This window comes from Gemmobacter sp. (assembly GCF_016792925.1).
GTDB lineage: Bacteria > Pseudomonadota > Alphaproteobacteria > Rhodobacterales > Rhodobacteraceae > Gemmobacter.
This window is the reverse complement of record NZ_JAEULU010000049.1, coordinates 1-15,666: the sequence shown is the minus strand read 5'-3', so window position 1 is coordinate 15,666 and position 15,666 is coordinate 1. Positions and strand designations below refer to the sequence as shown.

At 65.1% G+C, this 15,666-nt stretch carries 16 protein-coding genes and 1 pseudogene; 11 read left to right on the top strand and 6 right to left on the bottom strand.

Annotated elements, in window-relative coordinates; genetic code table 11:
• Nucleotides 1-131: 131 nt before the first annotated feature.
• Entirely contained in the window at nt 132-827 is a 696-nt protein-coding gene (locus JNN06_RS02595) for a glutathione S-transferase N-terminal domain-containing protein (protein WP_291238037.1), read from the bottom strand.
• 183 nt (nt 828-1,010) lie between these two features.
• Here JNN06_RS02595 and mscL point away from each other — a divergent pair, with 183 nt between their 5' ends.
• Nucleotides 1,011-1,445 (top strand): large conductance mechanosensitive channel protein MscL, encoded by a 435-nt coding sequence (mscL, locus tag JNN06_RS02590; protein WP_291238036.1) that lies wholly within the window; start codon nt 1,011-1,013, stop codon nt 1,443-1,445.
• Between the two features lie 228 nt (nt 1,446-1,673).
• On the opposite strand, the gene ald is transcribed toward mscL, so the two are convergent.
• Nucleotides 1,674-2,792: an alanine dehydrogenase gene (gene ald / locus JNN06_RS02585; protein WP_291238035.1), complete on the bottom strand. Its 1,119-nt coding sequence runs from the start codon at nt 2,790-2,792 to the stop codon at nt 1,674-1,676.
• Between the two features lie 159 nt (nt 2,793-2,951).
• On the opposite strand from ald, the gene JNN06_RS02580 reads away from it, so the two are divergent.
• A complete protein-coding gene (locus JNN06_RS02580) occupies nt 2,952-3,410 on the top strand; it encodes an Lrp/AsnC family transcriptional regulator (RefSeq protein WP_291238034.1) in 459 nt (152 codons plus the stop codon).
• 296 nt (nt 3,411-3,706) lie between these two features.
• Here the strand turns inward: JNN06_RS02580 and rpsU are convergent, their stop codons facing one another.
• A complete protein-coding gene (gene rpsU / locus JNN06_RS02575; RefSeq protein ID WP_023666753.1) occupies nt 3,707-3,913 on the bottom strand; it encodes a 30S ribosomal protein S21 in 207 nt (68 codons plus the stop codon).
• Nucleotides 3,914-4,019: 106 nt separating this feature from the next.
• Here rpsU and JNN06_RS02570 point away from each other — a divergent pair, with 106 nt between their 5' ends.
• The 3 genes from JNN06_RS02570 (at nt 4,020) to JNN06_RS02560 (ending at nt 6,778) form a co-directional block, all read left to right on the top strand.
• Nucleotides 4,020-4,700: a COQ9 family protein gene (locus tag JNN06_RS02570; RefSeq protein ID WP_291238033.1), complete on the top strand. Its 681-nt coding sequence runs from the start codon at nt 4,020-4,022 to the stop codon at nt 4,698-4,700.
• On the top strand, nt 4,697-5,692 hold the full coding sequence (locus JNN06_RS02565; RefSeq protein ID WP_291238032.1) for an NAD(P)H-quinone oxidoreductase: 996 nt from the start codon (nt 4,697-4,699) through the stop codon (nt 5,690-5,692). Before JNN06_RS02570 ends, JNN06_RS02565 begins: the two co-directional genes overlap by 4 nt.
• A 180-nt stretch (nt 5,693-5,872) precedes the next feature.
• Nucleotides 5,873-6,778: a LysR family transcriptional regulator gene (locus JNN06_RS02560; protein ID WP_291238031.1), complete on the top strand. Its 906-nt coding sequence runs from the start codon at nt 5,873-5,875 to the stop codon at nt 6,776-6,778.
• Between the two features lie 9 nt (nt 6,779-6,787).
• On the opposite strand, the gene JNN06_RS02555 is transcribed toward JNN06_RS02560, so the two are convergent.
• The 3 genes from JNN06_RS02555 to JNN06_RS02545 are packed head-to-tail and all read right to left on the bottom strand — an operon-like array spanning nt 6,788 to nt 9,126.
• Nucleotides 6,788-7,705 (bottom strand): OmpA family protein, encoded by a 918-nt coding sequence (locus tag JNN06_RS02555; RefSeq protein ID WP_291238030.1) that lies wholly within the window; start codon nt 7,703-7,705, stop codon nt 6,788-6,790.
• A complete protein-coding gene (locus JNN06_RS02550; protein WP_291238029.1) occupies nt 7,706-8,410 on the bottom strand; it encodes a GNAT family N-acetyltransferase in 705 nt (234 codons plus the stop codon).
• Nucleotides 8,407-9,126 (bottom strand): molybdopterin-binding protein, encoded by a 720-nt coding sequence (locus JNN06_RS02545; RefSeq protein ID WP_291238028.1) that lies wholly within the window; start codon nt 9,124-9,126, stop codon nt 8,407-8,409. Before JNN06_RS02545 ends, JNN06_RS02550 begins: the two co-directional genes overlap by 4 nt.
• A 117-nt stretch (nt 9,127-9,243) precedes the next feature.
• On the opposite strand from JNN06_RS02545, the gene map reads away from it, so the two are divergent.
• From map to yihA, 6 genes and pseudogenes are all read left to right on the top strand, one after another.
• Complete coding sequence (gene map, locus JNN06_RS02540) at nt 9,244-10,056, top strand: type I methionyl aminopeptidase (protein ID WP_291238027.1); 813 nt, start codon at nt 9,244-9,246, stop codon at nt 10,054-10,056.
• 20 nt (nt 10,057-10,076) lie between these two features.
• Nucleotides 10,077-10,955, top strand: a complete 879-nt coding sequence (gene ttcA / locus JNN06_RS02535; protein ID WP_291238038.1) for a tRNA 2-thiocytidine(32) synthetase TtcA — start codon at nt 10,077-10,079, stop codon at nt 10,953-10,955.
• A gap of 72 nt (nt 10,956-11,027) precedes the next feature.
• Complete coding sequence (locus JNN06_RS02530) at nt 11,028-12,584, top strand: bifunctional diguanylate cyclase/phosphodiesterase (RefSeq protein WP_366812355.1); 1,557 nt, start codon at nt 11,028-11,030, stop codon at nt 12,582-12,584.
• Between the two features lie 130 nt (nt 12,585-12,714).
• Nucleotides 12,715-14,635, top strand: a pseudogene (gene yidC / locus JNN06_RS02525) (membrane protein insertase YidC).
• Nucleotides 14,526-15,254, top strand: a complete 729-nt coding sequence (locus tag JNN06_RS02520) for an MOSC domain-containing protein (RefSeq protein WP_366812360.1) — start codon at nt 14,526-14,528, stop codon at nt 15,252-15,254. Before yidC ends, JNN06_RS02520 begins: the two are co-directional and overlap by 110 nt.
• A partial coding sequence (gene yihA / locus JNN06_RS02515; RefSeq protein ID WP_291238023.1) for a ribosome biogenesis GTP-binding protein YihA/YsxC occupies nt 15,251-15,666 on the top strand: 416 nt, incomplete at its 3' end. The genes JNN06_RS02520 and yihA, both read left to right, overlap by 4 nt.

Below are 15,666 nucleotides of genomic sequence, written 5' to 3'. Positions count from 1 at the left end.
GAGCGGACCAGAAAGCAGATCGCCCAGATTGACGATCTCGGTGATCCCCTGTGCGTCAATATCCGCCAGCACCGCCGCCAGCGCATCGGCATTGCCATGAATATCGGCGATGGCGGCGAAGCGGCGCCCCATCAGCCGCGCGCCGGGATGTTCAGGCCCTTCTGCACCGCGGGCCGCGCAAGGAAGCGCTCCAGATAGGCCGGAACATGCTGCAACCCGGCCCAGCCCACGATGTCGCCCGCCTTGTAAAAGCCGGTCAGCGTGTTCAGCCAGGGCCCAATCGCCATATCGGCGATGGAATATTCGCCCGCGATCCAGTCACGCCCTTCCAGCGCGCCATCCAGCACCTTCAAAAGCCGCGCGGCCTCGGCGCGGTAGCGCTCTTTCGGGCGCGGGTCTTCCACCTCCTTGCCCGCGAAATGGTGAAAGAAGCCCAGTTGCCCGAACATCGGCCCCAAGCCCCCCATCTGGAACATCAGCCATTGCAGCACCTCGTAGCGCCGCGCCGCTGGCAGGAATTTCCCCGATTTCTCAGCCAGATAAACCAGAATGGCCCCGCTTTCGAACAGCGCGAGGGGCTGCCCTTCCGGCCCGTTCGGGTCGATGATCGCGGGGATCTTGTTATTGGGGTTCAGGCTCAGAAACTCCGGCGTCATCTGGTCATTCTTGCCGAAATCCACCAGATGCGGCTCGTAATCGAGGCCCATTTCCTCCAGCGCCACCGAAACCTTGATCCCGTTCGGCGTGGGCAGCGAATAAAGCTGGATCGCCCCGGGGCGGGTGGCGGGCCAGCGGCGGGTGATCGGAAAAGCGGCAAGATCGGTCATGAAAGCCTCCTGAAGCGTTACGGTGAAGGCTAGCCCTGTTTTCCCCATGCCGAAAGCGGCCAGATTGTGCAATAAAAGCGGCAGCCCTGTGCAAGAAGGACGCCTGCCCGCCGGTTGACCGGCGCGGAACCAAGGGAGTCCCGGTCGGGGCCGTAACTGGGGCAATGGAAGGACCCACTGTAAATGCTGAATGAATTCAAGGCGTTCATCGCCAAAGGCAACGTTGTCGATCTGGCTGTCGGTATCATCATCGGCGCCGCCTTCACCGCCATCGTCAACTCGCTGGTCGCAGACCTGATCAACCCGCTGATCGGTCTTGTCACCGGCGGCATCGACTTCTCGAACCTGTTCATCAATCTGAGCGGCACCGAATACACCTCGCTCAAGGCCGCCAAGGATGCCGGCGCGCCGGTCTTCGCCTATGGCTCGTTCATCACCGCCGTGATCAACTTCCTGATCATCGCCTGGGTGGTGTTCCTGCTGGTGAAGGCGGTGAACAAGCTGAAAGAGGCCACCGCCAAGAAAGAGGCCGCCGAGGCTGCCGCCGTGGCTGCGGCTCCGGCTGGCCCGACCGAGCTGGAAGTGCTGCTGCAAATCCGCGACTCGCTGAAAAAGTGATGTGGCACCCGCGACGGTAGAAAAGGCCCCCGGTGATGCGGGGGCCTTTTTGCTGGGCCGCGCTGGCTTGACAGCCTTGGCAAAGCCGCGTTTCCTGAGGGTCATTCGCACCCGGAGGCTGCCATGACCAAAGCCATTTTCACCCTTGCCGCCCTTGCCCTGCTGACCGCCACCGCGGCCTGCCAGAAGGTCGAGAAGCCCGAGCCCGTGATCCTCGGCAGCTGAGCCTTACAGATCCAGCGCCGCCGAGGCCGCGATGCTGGGCAGGCCCAGGGCCGCGCCCACGGCGGCATAGGTCAGCTGGCCCTTATGGGTGTTCAGCCCCGCCAACAGGTGCTTGTCCTCGGCGCAGGCGCGTTTCCAGCCCTTGTCGGCCAGGGCCAGCATGAAGGGCATGGTGGCATTGCCAAGCGCCTGGGTCGAGGTGCGCGCCACGGCGCCGGGCATATTGGCGACGCAATAATGCATGATGCCCTCCACCTCATAGATCGGGTCTTGATGGGTGGTGGCGCGGCTGGTCTCGAAACAGCCGCCCTGATCAATCGCCACATCGACCAGCGCCGCGCCGGGTTTCAGCTCCTTGAGCTGCGCGCGGGAGATCAGCTTGGGCGCCGCCGCGCCGGGGATCAGCACCGCGCCGATGATCAGATCGGCCTCGCGCGCGAGCGCAATGGTATTGCCCGCGCTGGCATAGGCATTCTTGAACTCCCGCCCGAAGACATCATCCAGATAGCGCAGCCGGTTCACCGAGCGGTCAATCACCGTCACATCCGCGCCCATTCCGGCGGCGACCTTGGCCGCATGGGTGCCCACCACCCCGCCGCCGATCACCAGCACCTTGGCGGGCAGCACGCCCGGCACGCCGCCCAGCAAGACGCCGCGCCCGCCATTGGCCTTTTGCAGCGTCCAGGCGCCGACCTGGGGCGCGAGCCGCCCCGCCACCTCGGACATCGGGGCCAGCAGCGGCAAGCCGCCGCGATCATCGGTCACCGTCTCATAGGCAATCGCCGTCACGCCGCTGTCCAGCAGATCGCGGGTCTGCTCCGGGTCGGGCGCCAGATGCAGATAGGTGAACAGAAGCTGGCCCTCACGCAGCCGCTTGCGCTCCACCGCCTGCGGCTCCTTCACCTTCACGATCATCTCGGCCTGTGCGAAGACCTCTTCGGCGGTGCCCAGAATGGTGGCACCCGCCGCAACATAATTCGCATCCGAGAACCCCGCACCCATCCCGGCCTGGGTTTCCACCACCACCGCGTGACCATGACCCACCGCCTCGCGCACGGCGTCGGGGGTCATGCCCACGCGAAACTCCTGCGGTTTGATTTCTTTCGGGCAACCGATCTTCATTGAATCTCTCCCTGTGCGCCCGCGCCTCCCCGCGCGGGCCTGTGGGATCAGCCTGCGGCAGAATCACCGGCGATTTTTCGATTTCTCTGGTCGGCGCGGCCGGTGCGGTGGTAGATTTCTGCGCATAACCTGCCTTTAGCCGAAGAAATCGCCGCCACCATGAGCCTTGACGCAACAGACCGCCGCATCCTGACGGCCCTGCAAAAGAACGGCCGGATCACCAATGCCGAGCTGTCCGAGCAGGTGAACCTTTCCGCCTCGGCCTGTCACCGCCGGGTGCAGCGGCTGGAGGAGGAGGGCTATATCGCCGCTTATGTCGCGCTGCTGGATGCCCGCCGCATGGGGCGGCCCACCACGGTGTTTGTGGAGATCACCCTGCAAGGGCAGGCCGATGAGCTGCTGGACGCCTTTGAGCGCGAGGTGGCGCGGGTGCCGGATGTGCTGGAATGTCACCTGATGGCGGGCAGCGCCGATTACCTGCTGAAGATCATCGCCGAAGACACCGAGGATTTCGCGCGCATCCACCGGCAGTATCTGTCGCGCCTGCCCGGCGTGGCACAGATGCAATCCAGCTTTGCGCTGCGCACCGTGGTGAAGACAACGGCGTTGAAGGTGTAGGCCCCTTGACCGAGGCCATCGCCGAGGTCATGCGGCACCGTTGCCGCGTTCGGGCCGGGGGCCCGAAGCCCCCGGCCAGCGCCCGCCCTCCGGGCGGCGGGCGCTTCGCTTCCGCCGGGCGGGCTCTGGCCTCTGCCGGTCTGGCGGAACGGGTCTGGCGGAACCGCTTCCACATCGGGCGGGGAAACGCGATGCGTTTCCTCCTCCGCCCGACCATCCCCAAAAGAAAAACCCCCGGCCGAAGACGGGGGTTCCTCAAGATCGGCGGGTTGCCCCGCCCAGTGATCTGACGCGTCTTAGAGAGCGCCTTCGCGCTGCGCCTTCTTCCGTGCGAGTTTACGCGCACGGCGGACGGCTTCGGCTTGCTCACGGGCCTTCTTGACGGAAGGCTTTTCGAAATGTTGCTTGAGCTTCATTTCGCGGAACACGCCTTCGCGCTGAAGCTTTTTCTTCAGGGCGCGGAGCGCCTGTTCGACGTTGTTGTCACGAACGCTGACCTGCATGTGGTTGTCACCACCTTCCTAAGCTAGAGTTGCACTGATGTGCAGGCCTGCGCCCCATAGCAAAGCGGGGCAGACTTGTCTACCATCCCGGTTGAAAGGGGGCCCGATGAGCGATTTCTCTGCCACTTCCGCCACGCGCGAGGCTGTTTTGCAGGCCGCGCTGCCGCATGTGCCCTTTGATGGCTGGTCCGAGACCACGCTGAAAGCCGCGCTGAGCGATTCGGGCACCGCACCCGGCCTGGCCGCCGCCCTGGTCCCGCGCGGGCCGCTGGATCTGGCGCTGACCTATCACCGCGCGGGCGATGCTGCCATGGTGCAGGCGCTGGCCGCGCAAGACCTCTCGCATCTGCGCTTTCGCGACCGCATCGCCGCCGCCGTGATGGCCCGGCTCGATCTGGTCACCGACAAGGAACTGGTGCGGCGCGGCACCGCCTTTTTCACCCTGCCCCACAACGCGCCCGAGGGCGCCAAGGCGATCTGGGGCACCGCCGATGCGATCTGGACGGCGCTTGGCGATACATCGGAGGATTTCAACTGGTATTCCAAACGCGCCACGCTCTCCGCCGTCTATTCGGCCACCGTGCTGTTCTGGCTGGGCGATGACAGCGAAAACCACCGCGACACCCGCGATTTTCTGGATCGCCGCATCGGCAATGTGATGGAGTTCGAGAAGTTCAAGGCCACCGCCTTGGGCAAAACCCTGCTCTCGCCCCTGAAACTGCTCTCCGGCCTGCGCGCCCCGCGCGTGCCCGCAGATCTTCCCGGCCAAATGAAAGACCCCGCATGACCCTGCCGCCGCCCCATACAATGCAAGCCATTGAAATCTCTGAATCCGGCGGGCCAGAGGTGTTGAAGCCGGTCGAGGTCACCGTGCCGGTGCCGAACCATGGCGAGATTCTGATCCGCATCGCCTATGCCGGGGTGAACCGCCCCGATGCGCTGCAACGCGCCGGGCTTTACGCGCCGCCCCCCACCGCCTCGCCGCTGCCGGGGCTGGAGGCTTCGGGCTGGGTTGCCGCCGTTGGCCCCGGCGTCACCAAATGGCAGCCGGGCGACAAGGTGACCGCCCTCCTGCCGGGCGGCGGCTATGCCGAATATGCCGTGACGCCGGAAGACCACGCTTTGCCCGTGCCCGAAGGCATCGGCCTGCGCGAGGCCGCCTGCCTGCCGGAAACCTGTTTCACCGTCTGGTCCAATGTCATGATCCGCGGCGGGTTGCGCGCGGGCGAGCGGTTCCTCGTGCATGGCGGTGCCTCGGGCATCGGCACCACCGCCATTCAGATGGCCCGCGCCATCGGGGCCCGCGTCTTCGCCACCGCCGGCACGCCCGAGAAATGCGCCGCCTGCGAGGCCTTGGGGGCCGAACGCGCCTTCCATTACCCGACCGAAGATTTCGTGGCGGCGATGAAGGCCGAGCGCGGCGCCCATGTCATCCTCGATATGGTCGGCGGCGATTACATCCAGCGCAACGTCAAGGCCCTGGCCGATGAGGGCCGCCTTGTGCAGATCGCCTTCCTGAAAGGCACCAAGGCCGAGCTGAACTTTGCCGAGGTGATGATGCGCCGCCTGACCCTCACCGGCTCCACCTTGCGCCCGCAGAGCGATCTGGCCAAGGCCCGCTATGCCCGCCACCTCGCCAAACACGTCTGGCCCATGGTGGAACGCGGCACGCTGCGCCCGGTGATCGACAGCGAGTTTCCGCTGGCCGAGGCGGCGGCAGCCCATGCCAGGCTGGAAAGCAATCAGCATATCGGCAAGATCGTTCTGAAAGTCGCCTGAAAAGGCGGCACAAAGCCGATGCGCGGCAGGCAATTGCCGCGTTTTTCGCCACAATCCTCGTTTCCATGCCCTGAACGATCCGCCGTAATACCCCCAAACCGTCGCGCCCCCGCCTCTATCTCGCCCGATTTGGCGATCAATGATGGGGCCAGACAGCGCATAAGCCGCATGGGGAAGACAATGGACCGACTGACCGAAATGGAAGCCTTTGCCACCGTGGTGGATCAGGGCGGATTCACGGATGCGGCCAAGAAGATGGGCATTTCCAAATCCGCCGTGTCCAAGCACGTTTCGGCGCTGGAGGCCCGGCTTGGCGCGCGGCTGTTGAACCGGACCACGCGGCGCGTCTCGCCCACCGAGATCGGCCTTGCCTATTACGACCGCGCCCGCCGCGTGCTGAATGACGCGGGCGAGGCGGATGCGCTGGTCACCTCGATGCAATCGGCGCCCTCGGGCCTCTTGCGCATCTCTGTGGCCACCGATTTCGGGGTGAACCTGCTTTCGCCGATCCTCGGGGAATTCTTGCAGGAATATCCCGAGATTACCGTGAACATGGTGCTGAACAACCGCTATGTAGAGCTGATCTCGGAAGGGTTCGACATGGCGATCCGGGTCGGCGATCTGGAAGACAGCAGCCTGCGCGCCCGCAAGCTGACCGAGACCTCCAAGCGGATGATCGGCTCGCCCGGCTATTTCCAGAAATTCGGCCGCCCGATGAAGATCGACGACCTGAACGAACACAAATTGCTGCACTATTCCAATCAGGCCAATGGCAATGTGTGGAAAGTCACCGCGCCCTCGGGCGAAAAGCGGCAGGTGCGCTCGAATGGCTGGCTCACCGTCAATGACGGGCAATCGCTGCTGAATGCGGCCATTGCGGGCCTCGGCATCGCCTATCTGCCCTCTTTCCTTTACGCCGATGCGATGCGCGCCGGACAGGTGGAGGAGGCCATCACCGGCCTGCCGGTCGAGACGCTGGGCATCTATGCCGTTTACCCGCCGGGCCGCTTTACCCAGCCCAAGGTGCGGGCCTTCATCGACTTTCTCGCGCGGCGCTTCCTCGAAAAAGGCCCCGACAACTGGTGAAGTCACGAGTTACGGTGCGGCACCAACTTGGGTCGAGGTGAGCATCACCTCGACCCTTCTGTTTTGCGTCCGCCCCTCGGGCGTCAGGTTGCTGGCGCGCGGCGCCAGATAGCCCACGCCCTTGGCCTCGATCCGCTCGCCTTGAATCCCCAGCGAGATCAACACCTTGCGCACCGCGCCCGCCCGGGCCTCCGACAGGGCGACATTGCCCGCCAGCCCGCCCGAGGCATCGGTATGGCCGACCAACGCGATTTTCGCCTCTGGCCTCGCCGCCATGTAATCGGCCAGGGCGCGCAGGCTGGCATAATCGCCCGGCTCCAGCGCCGCCTTGCCCGAGGCAAAGACCAGATCGCCCAGCACCACCGCGCCCGAAGCCTCCAGCCGCGCGCCCAGATCAGAGACCGGCGCGGGCAGCGCCAAGGGTGCCACCGGCGCGACCGTCGGGGTCTCCGGGGCCCGCGCGCCCGGCGTCACCCGTGTCAGCTGCACAAACCCGGCCCCTGTGGCGCGGCTGATGGTCAGGCTCAGCGCCTCGCCGCCCTTTTCGGCAGAAACATACCTGAAATCGCCCAGATCGACATGCATATCCGGCTCGTTCAGCAGCGGCAGTTGATAGCGGAAATCAAAGCCGCCGCAGCCGCGCGTCTCGCAGGTGAACAGGATTTTCCACCCCGCCGCCTCCAGCTGCGCTTGCAGCCGCGCCGCGAGGTCCAGCGTGCTTTGCGGCGTGTCGATCCGCCAGGCCGTCTGTTCCAGCGTGCCATCGCGCAGGCCCTGCGGCGCCCCTGCCGCCCATGGCGCCGTGGCGATCAGCGCGGTGGCATCGGGTTCCACCTCTTGCGCGGTCTGCACCGCCTCGGCCCCGAAATCGAAGGTTTGCGCCGCGACAGGCGAAGACAGCAGCAGAAAAGGCAGCAGAAACCGCATTCACATCACCCGGTAATGATAGCGCCCCACCGCTACCATCCCCAGCCGCTCATACAAGGCCCGGGCGGCAGCATTCTGCTCGGTCACCACCAGCGAGAAGGTCACTGCCCCCTGATCTTGCGCCCAATGCGCCGCCGTCATCAAGATATTGCGGGCGGAACCCTGCCGACGCAAAGCGGGCCGCACCTCCAGCGCATGCAGCATCGCCAGATCGCCATGGATCGCCACGAAAGCCGCGCCTGCGGGCGTGTCTGCCGTGCGGCCCAGAATCGCGCTTTTGGCACCCGCGACCCGCTGCATCACCGCCAGCCGCTCCGGGCCGATCCCGCCTTCGGCCCAGATGTCACAGGCAATCGCCAGGGGGGGCCAATGCGCAAACCCCGCCATGCCCGACACCTCGCCCGCCAGCGCGGCGACCGGCGCGGCATAGGCCACCACCGGGTCATGGCGCCGGTAACCCCGCGCCGCCAGTGCCGCATCCAGCCTTGCATCGTCATGTATCACCCAAAGCCGGGTCTGCCCCATGGCCAGCATCGCCGCCTCGGCCTGCGGAATATCGGCCGCGTCCCAGTCCCCGGCGGGCGAGGCCGCCGAGACCCGCTGCCCGCCCCCCGCGCCCTCGCGCAGCCACCACGGCCCCAGCCGGAGCTTGCGCGCCGGGGGCCATGTGGCCTCCATCCCCTCTGCCAGCCCCTCCGGCGTCATCCGAACAGCGCCTGAAGCCGGATCATCGCCGCATCCAGCCGTGCCGCATCGGTGCCCCGGATCACCAGATTGGTGCCAAAAGCCCCATTCACCGTAAAGGGATAGCTGCCCATCGTCAGATCGGGAAACTCTGCCGCCAGCGCCGCAAACGGCGCCGCGATCTCGCCCTCGCCCCGCTCCACCCGCAGCGATTGGCTGAGCAGCGGCGCGCCGCCCTGAATGCCCTGCAACACCCCCGCCAGCATGGCCTGAAAGATATTCGGCACCCCCGCCATCACATGCACATTCCCGATCGAAAAGCCCGGCGCCACCGAGATCGGATTGTCGATCAGCACCGCCCCATCGGGAATGCGGGCCATGCGCTGCCGGGCCGCGTTGAACTCCATCTCGCGGCTCGCGTAATGCGCCGACAGCAGCGCCATCGCATCGGCGCGATGGGTGATCGCCACGCCAAAGGCCTGCGCAATCGCTTCGGCCGTGATGTCATCATGGGTCGGGCCGATGCCGCCGCTGGTGAACACGTGATCCCAGCGGGCGCGCAGCGCATTCACCGCCTCGATGATCGCCGGCGCCTCATCGGCCACCACGCGCGCCTCCATCAGCCGGATGCCGCGCGCTGTCAGCTCTCCGGCCAGATGATGCGTGTTGCTGTCGCGGGTGCGCCCCGACAGGATCTCGTCGCCGATCACCAGCATGGCGGCAGTGGGGTTTGTCATCTTGGCCTCCGTTTCTGGCCCGAGGTATAGCGCGCGCCGCGCCGCTGCACAGCGCCACCTCTGGCCTTTTTCCGCCTCAGCCTTTATCTACACGCCCAAACAGCGAAAGGGCACCCCGTGAACGATCTGCGTGGCCGCGTCACCAAGGACGGAATCCGCATTTATGACGAGGCCGATTTCGCAGGCATGCGCACGGCGGGGCAAGTGGCGGCGGGCATTCTGGATGCCGTGATCCCGCTGGTGCGCCCCGGCGCCACCACCGCCGAGATCGACGCCTTCATCACCGCAGAAATCCAGCGCCTTGGCGTGACCTCGGCCACCATCGGCTACAAGGGTTATCAGCACGCCTCCTGCATCTCGGTGAACCATGTGGTCTGCCACGGCATTCCGGGCGCCAAGGTCTTGGCAGATGGCGATATTCTCAACATTGACGTGACCGTGATCGTCGAAGGCTGGTATGGCGATACCAGCCGCATGTATGTGGCAGGCGCCCTGCCCCGCAAGGCCGAGCGTCTGATCGAGGTCACCCATGAAGGCCTGATGCGTGGCATCGCCGCCGTGAAGCCGGGCAATACCTTTGGCGACATCGGCTTTGCCATCCAGTCTTATGTCGAGGCCGCCCGCATGTCGGTGGTGCGCGATTTCTGCGGCCACGGCCTTGGCCGCGTCTTCCACGCCCCGCCGAATGTGCTGCATTATGGCCGCGCGGGCTCTGGCCCGGTGCTGGAGGAAGGCATGTTCTTCACCATCGAACCGATGGTCAACCTGGGCCGCCCCGAGACCAAGGTTCTGGCCGATGACTGGACCGCCGTGACCCGCGACAAATCGCTTTCGGCGCAATACGAGCATTCCATCGGCGTCACCGCCGAGGGCTGCGAGATCTTCACCCTCTCGCCGGCGGGCCGGTTCTTCCGCACCTGGGAGCAGTGAGAGGGGCCATGATGGACGATCTGGCTGACATTGGCGAGGACATCCACCCGCTGTTCCACGGCGCGCCCTCCAGCACCGAATTTCGCAAGCTGCGCAAGCGTTTGGTGCGCGAGGTGCGCGAGGCGATCGACCATTACGGCATGATCGAACGCGGCGCGCGCTGGCTGGTCTGCCTGTCCGGGGGCAAGGACAGCTATACCCTGCTGGCCGTGCTGCACGAGCTGAAATGGCGCGGGCTGCTGCCGGTCGATCTGCTTGCCTGCAATCTCGATCAGGGTCAGCCCAATTTCCCCGCCACCGTGCTGCCCGAGTTTCTGGCCCGGATGGGGGTCGAGCATCGCATTGAATATCAAGACACCTATTCGGTGGTGATGGACAAGATCGGGCCGGGCAAGACCATGTGTTCGCTCTGTTCCCGGCTGCGGCGCGGCAATCTTTACCGCATCGCGCGCGAGGAGGGCTGTTCGGCTGTGGTGCTGGGGCATCACCGCGACGACATGCTGGAAACCTTTTTCATGAACCTGTTCCACGGCGGGCGGCTGGCCACCATGCCGCCCAAGCTGTTGAACGAGGATGGTGATCTTTTCGTCTATCGCCCCCTCGCCTTCGTGGCCGAGGCCGATTGCGAAAAATTCGCCAAGTCCATGAATTACCCCATTATTCCTTGCGATCTCTGCGGCTCGCAGGAAGGCTTGCAGCGCCAGCAGGTCAAGCAGTTGCTGGATGGCTGGGAGGCCCGCAGCCCCGGTCGGCGCCAGGTCATGTTCCGCGCGCTGATGAACGCCCGGCCCTCGCATCTGCTGGACCCGGCCCTTTTCGATTTCGCCGCATTGGCGCGAAATCCGGGCGGGATTGGACCGATTAGTGAAAATCCTCCGCATTTGGGAGAGGCCTGTTAACCGTCTGTTCTAGGTGATTCTTCTAAGCTGCACTCAACCGGGCGATTCACCGCGCCGGGGAACGGCAGGAGAATGCGGATGGAAAGACGGTCGGCTGTGCGTGAGGGGAACCGGGGCTTGGTGCGCCTGGCCCAGCTCCTCCGCCGGAAGGAGCTTCTGGCCCTGCTGCCTGCCGTGATGCTTCTGGCCTTCTGGACCGGGGGCGAAACGGCAATGCTGGCCGTGGCACTCTGCGCGCCCGTCCTCATTCTGGTGGTGCAATCCTTTGCACGGCAGGAGGTGGAGGAAATCCGGCTTCCCGAAGCCCTGACCGGCCTTGCCATGCGGCCGCAAGCCATCGCCCTGCTCGATGACATCCTGCGCGACACCCCGATCACCGGCCTGCAAACCGGCTGTCTGGTGGTGCAATTTGACGATGCCGATACCATTCTGGATCGCCACGGCCGCGCCGCCCAGACCGAGGTGCTGGCCCGCAGTGCCGAAAGGCTCTGCTCTGCCCTGCGCGCGGGCGATGTGGTCGCGCGGCTGGAGGGCGGCGGTCTGGCCGTGGTGCTGGGGCCGCAGCGGCGGCTTGATCTGGAAACCATGGTGCAGCTCTCGGCCCGGCTTCAGGCCAGCATCGCCACCCCGATCAGCCTCAATGCCATGCGGCTTTATGTGACCTGCTCGATCGGCTTCTGCCTGGGCAGCGCCTCGCCCGAGGCGACCGGGCGCGCCCTGCTCGATGCCGCGCAGATCGCCGCCGACGAGGCGCTGCGCAACGGCCCCGGCGCGATCCGCGCCTATTCGCCCGACATGCCCACCAAACGCGCCGACCGCGATGCCCTGCGCGCCACGCTGGAAACCGCGCTGGATGAAGGCCAGATCCGCCCGCATTTCCAGCCGCAAATCTGCACCGATACCGGCCAGATTTCGGGCTTCGAGGCCTTGGCGCGCTGGTATCACCCGGAGCGCGGTCTGGTGCCCCCCGCCGAGTTTCTGCCCGCCCTCGAAGATTCCGGCCTGTCCGAACGTCTGGGCGAGGTGATGTTGTTCCATGCCCTCACCGCTCTGGTGAACTGGGATCGGGCGGGGCTGCGCGTGCCCACCATCGGCGTCAACTTCTCCGCCGCCGAGCTGCGCAATCCCCGCCTCGTGGAAAAGCTGCAATGGGAGCTGGACCGTTTCGATCTCACCCCCGACCGGCTGAGCGTGGAAATCCTGGAAAATGTCGTAGCCACCACCGACCATGACATTACCGTCCACAATATTGCCGCCCTGTCGCGGCTGGGCTGTGGCATCGACCTTGATGATTTCGGCACCGGCCATGCCTCCATCACCAATATCCGCCGCTTCGCGGTGCGCCGCCTGAAGATCGACCGCAGCTTCGTCACCCATGTCGACAGCGACCGCGAGCAACAGAAGATCGTGGCGGCGATCCTGTCCATGGCCGAAAAATTCGATCTCGAAACCCTGGCCGAAGGGGTCGAGACCCCCGGCGAACATGCCATGCTCGCACAGCTCGGCTGCGGCCATGTGCAGGGATTCGGCATCGGTCGCCCGATGGCCTTTGAACAGGCGACGGATTGGATGCTGCAACACCGCGCCCGCAAGACCCGCACCCCGCGCATCACCAACCGCACCGCATGACCGCGCTTTCCTGCCGCCTTTGCCGCTTCCCGGCCCGCTCCATGGCGAAAGCGCTTGACCTTTCCGCCCCCCTTCTGTTGAACCACGCCTGACCCGAAAGGGGGCGCTTCAAACGAAGGTGGGGATCGCAATGGACGATCAGAACAAGAACCTCATTCTGGCAACCGTACTCAGTTTCCTTGTGATCCTGGGCTGGTTCTGGTTTTTCCCGCCGCCTGAACCGCTGCCGGAGACCCCCGTCGCCACCGAACAGGCCGCGACCCCAGCCGCGCCGCAACCGGCGGCTGGCACCGAGGCCATCGCCGCCGTGCCCCAGGCTGCCCGCCTGAAAGTGGATACGCCGCGTCTCGAAGGCTCGATCTCGCTGAAAGGCGCCCGTTTCGATGACCTCAAGCTCAAGGGCTACAAGGTCAGCCTCGACGCCAATGCCGAAACCGTGCGCCTGCTGTCGCCGGTGGGCGAGCCCCATGCCTATTATGCCCTGCATGGCTGGACCGCCGATGCCAGCCTCGCGCTGGAAGATACGCCCGGTGCCGCGACCGAATGGACCCTGGTCGAGGGCGACACGCTGGCCCCCGGCAAGCCAGTCAAGCTGCAATGGCAGAATGGCAAGGGCCTGACCTTCACCCGCAGCATCGCGATCGACGATGATTACATGTTCACCGTCACCGATGCCGTGCAAAATGCCGGCACCGCTCCGGTGACGCTGCAACCCTACGGCGTCGTCGCCCGCCATGGCAAACCGACCGATCTGCAAAACTTCTACGTCCTGCACGAGGGCGTGGTGGGCCGCACCGATGGCACGCTGGCCGAGGTGGATTATGACGATGTGGTCGAACTGCCGCAGCTCGCCTCCGAAGGCGCGCAGGCCGAGGTAACCGAGGCCACCACCGATGGCTGGCTGGGCTTCACCGACAAATACTGGATGACGGTTCTGGTGCCGCAGCAGGGCAAACCCTTCACCGCCGTGGTGAAATACGATGCCCGCGCCGATATTTACCAGACCGAAACCCGCCTGCCCGCCGTCACCCTCGCCCCCGGCGCCACCACCAAAGTGTCGTCGCAGCTTTTCGCCGGCGCAAAGGAATGGGAAACCATCCGCAACTACCAGAAGGCCGGCGTCGCAGGCTTCATCGACTCGATCGACTGGGGCTGGTTCTTCTTCTTCACCAAGCCGATCTTCTGGCTTCTGCACCACCTGCACAGCCTGATCGGCAATATGGGTCTGGCCATCATCGCGCTGACCTTCGTGCTGAAACTGCTGGTTCTGCCGCTGGCCTATAAATCCTATGTCTCGATGGCGCGGATGAAGGAACTTCAGCCCGAGATGGAGGCGCTGAAAGAGCGCGCGGGCGATGACAAGGCCAAGCTGCAAAAGGAAATGATGCAGCTTTACAAGGAAAAGAAGATCAACCCGGCCGCAGGCTGCCTGCCAATCTTCCTGCAAATCCCGATTTTCTTCAGCCTTTACAAGGTGATCTTCGTCACCTTGGAACTGCGCCACGCACCGTTTTATGGCTGGCTGAACGATCTTTCCGCGCCCGATCCGTCGTCGCTGTTCAACCTCTTCGGCTTGCTGCCCTGGGCCGCCCCCGAGCATGGCACCCTGATGGCCACCATCTTCATTGGCATCCTGCCGATCCTGCTGGGCATCTCGATGTGGCTGCAACAGAAACTGAACCCGGCGCCCACCGATCCTGCGCAGGCCATGGTCTTTGCCTGGATGCCTTGGGTCTTCATGTTCATGCTGGGCAGCTTTGCCAGCGGGCTGGTGCTGTATTGGATCACCAACAACACCATCACTTTCATGCAGCAATATGCGATCATGCGCAGCCATGGCCACAAGCCGGATCTGTTCGGCAACATCAAGGCGGGGTTCAAGAAGAAGCCCGCACCGGTGGCGCCCCCTGCGAAAGGCAAGAAATGACGGCGCGGCTTTCGCTGATCACCCGCCACCCGATCAAAAGCCACGGACGCGAAGACCTCGCGTCCGTTCGGCTTTTGGCGGGCGAGGCCCTGCCCTGGGATCGGTTCTGGGCCGTGGCGCATGAGGCGGCCAAACTGCGCGAGGGCTGGAGCCCTTGCGTGAATTTCGCCCGCGGTGCCAAGGCCCCTGCCCTGATGGCGATCACCTGCCAGCTGGATGAGGCCACCCGCACCGTCACCCTGCACCACCCGGAGCGTGGCAGCCTGACCTTCCGCCCCGATGCGGCGGAGGATCTGCCCGCCTTCCTCGCCTGGGTCACGCCGCTCAACCCGCCCGACCGGGCGCAGCCGCAGCAGATTGTCAGCGCCGGGCGCGGCATGACCGATAGCGACTGGCCCTCGATCTCCATCCTCAGCCTGTCCTCGCTGGCCGATTTGTCGGCGCGCATGGGCCTGGAGCTTTCGCCGCATCGCTTTCGCGGCAATCTTTGGGTCGAGGGCTGGGCGCCCTGGGCCGAGTGGGAGATGCTGGGCCGCCGCCTGAAAATCGGCGAGGCCGTGCTGGAACTGCGCGAGCGCATCACCCGCTGCAAGGCCACCACCGTCGATGTGGAAACCGGCCACTCGAAGGGTGATACGCTCGCCAGCCTGCAAACCCTTTACGGACATCAGGATTTCGGCCTCTATGCCGAAGTCGTCACCCCCGGCGAGATCGCCCTGGGGCAAGAGGTGACATTGCTATGACCACGCTGCGTTTTCCGCTGGCTCCCGAACCCGATGATTTCGCGCGCGAGCGTGGGCGGCTGATGTTTGCCGGTCCGGTCGATTTCGTGAAAGGCGTGGTCGCCATGTCGGGCCTGCCGCCGGCAGATCGGGTCGAGGTCTGTTTCGCCGGGCGGTCCAACGTCGGGAAATCTAGCCTGATCAATGCCTTGACCGGGCGCAAGAATCTGGCCCGCGCCTCCAACACGCCGGGCCGCACGCAAGAGATCAACTTCTTTTCGCTGGGCGAGGCGCGCTATGTGGTCGACCTTCCGGGCTATGGCTTTGCCGAGGCCCCGGTGGCGACGGTGCGCAAATGGCAGGAATTGCTGAAGCAATATCTGCAAGGCCGCCAGACCCTGCGCCGCGCCTTCGTGCTGATTGATTCGCGCCA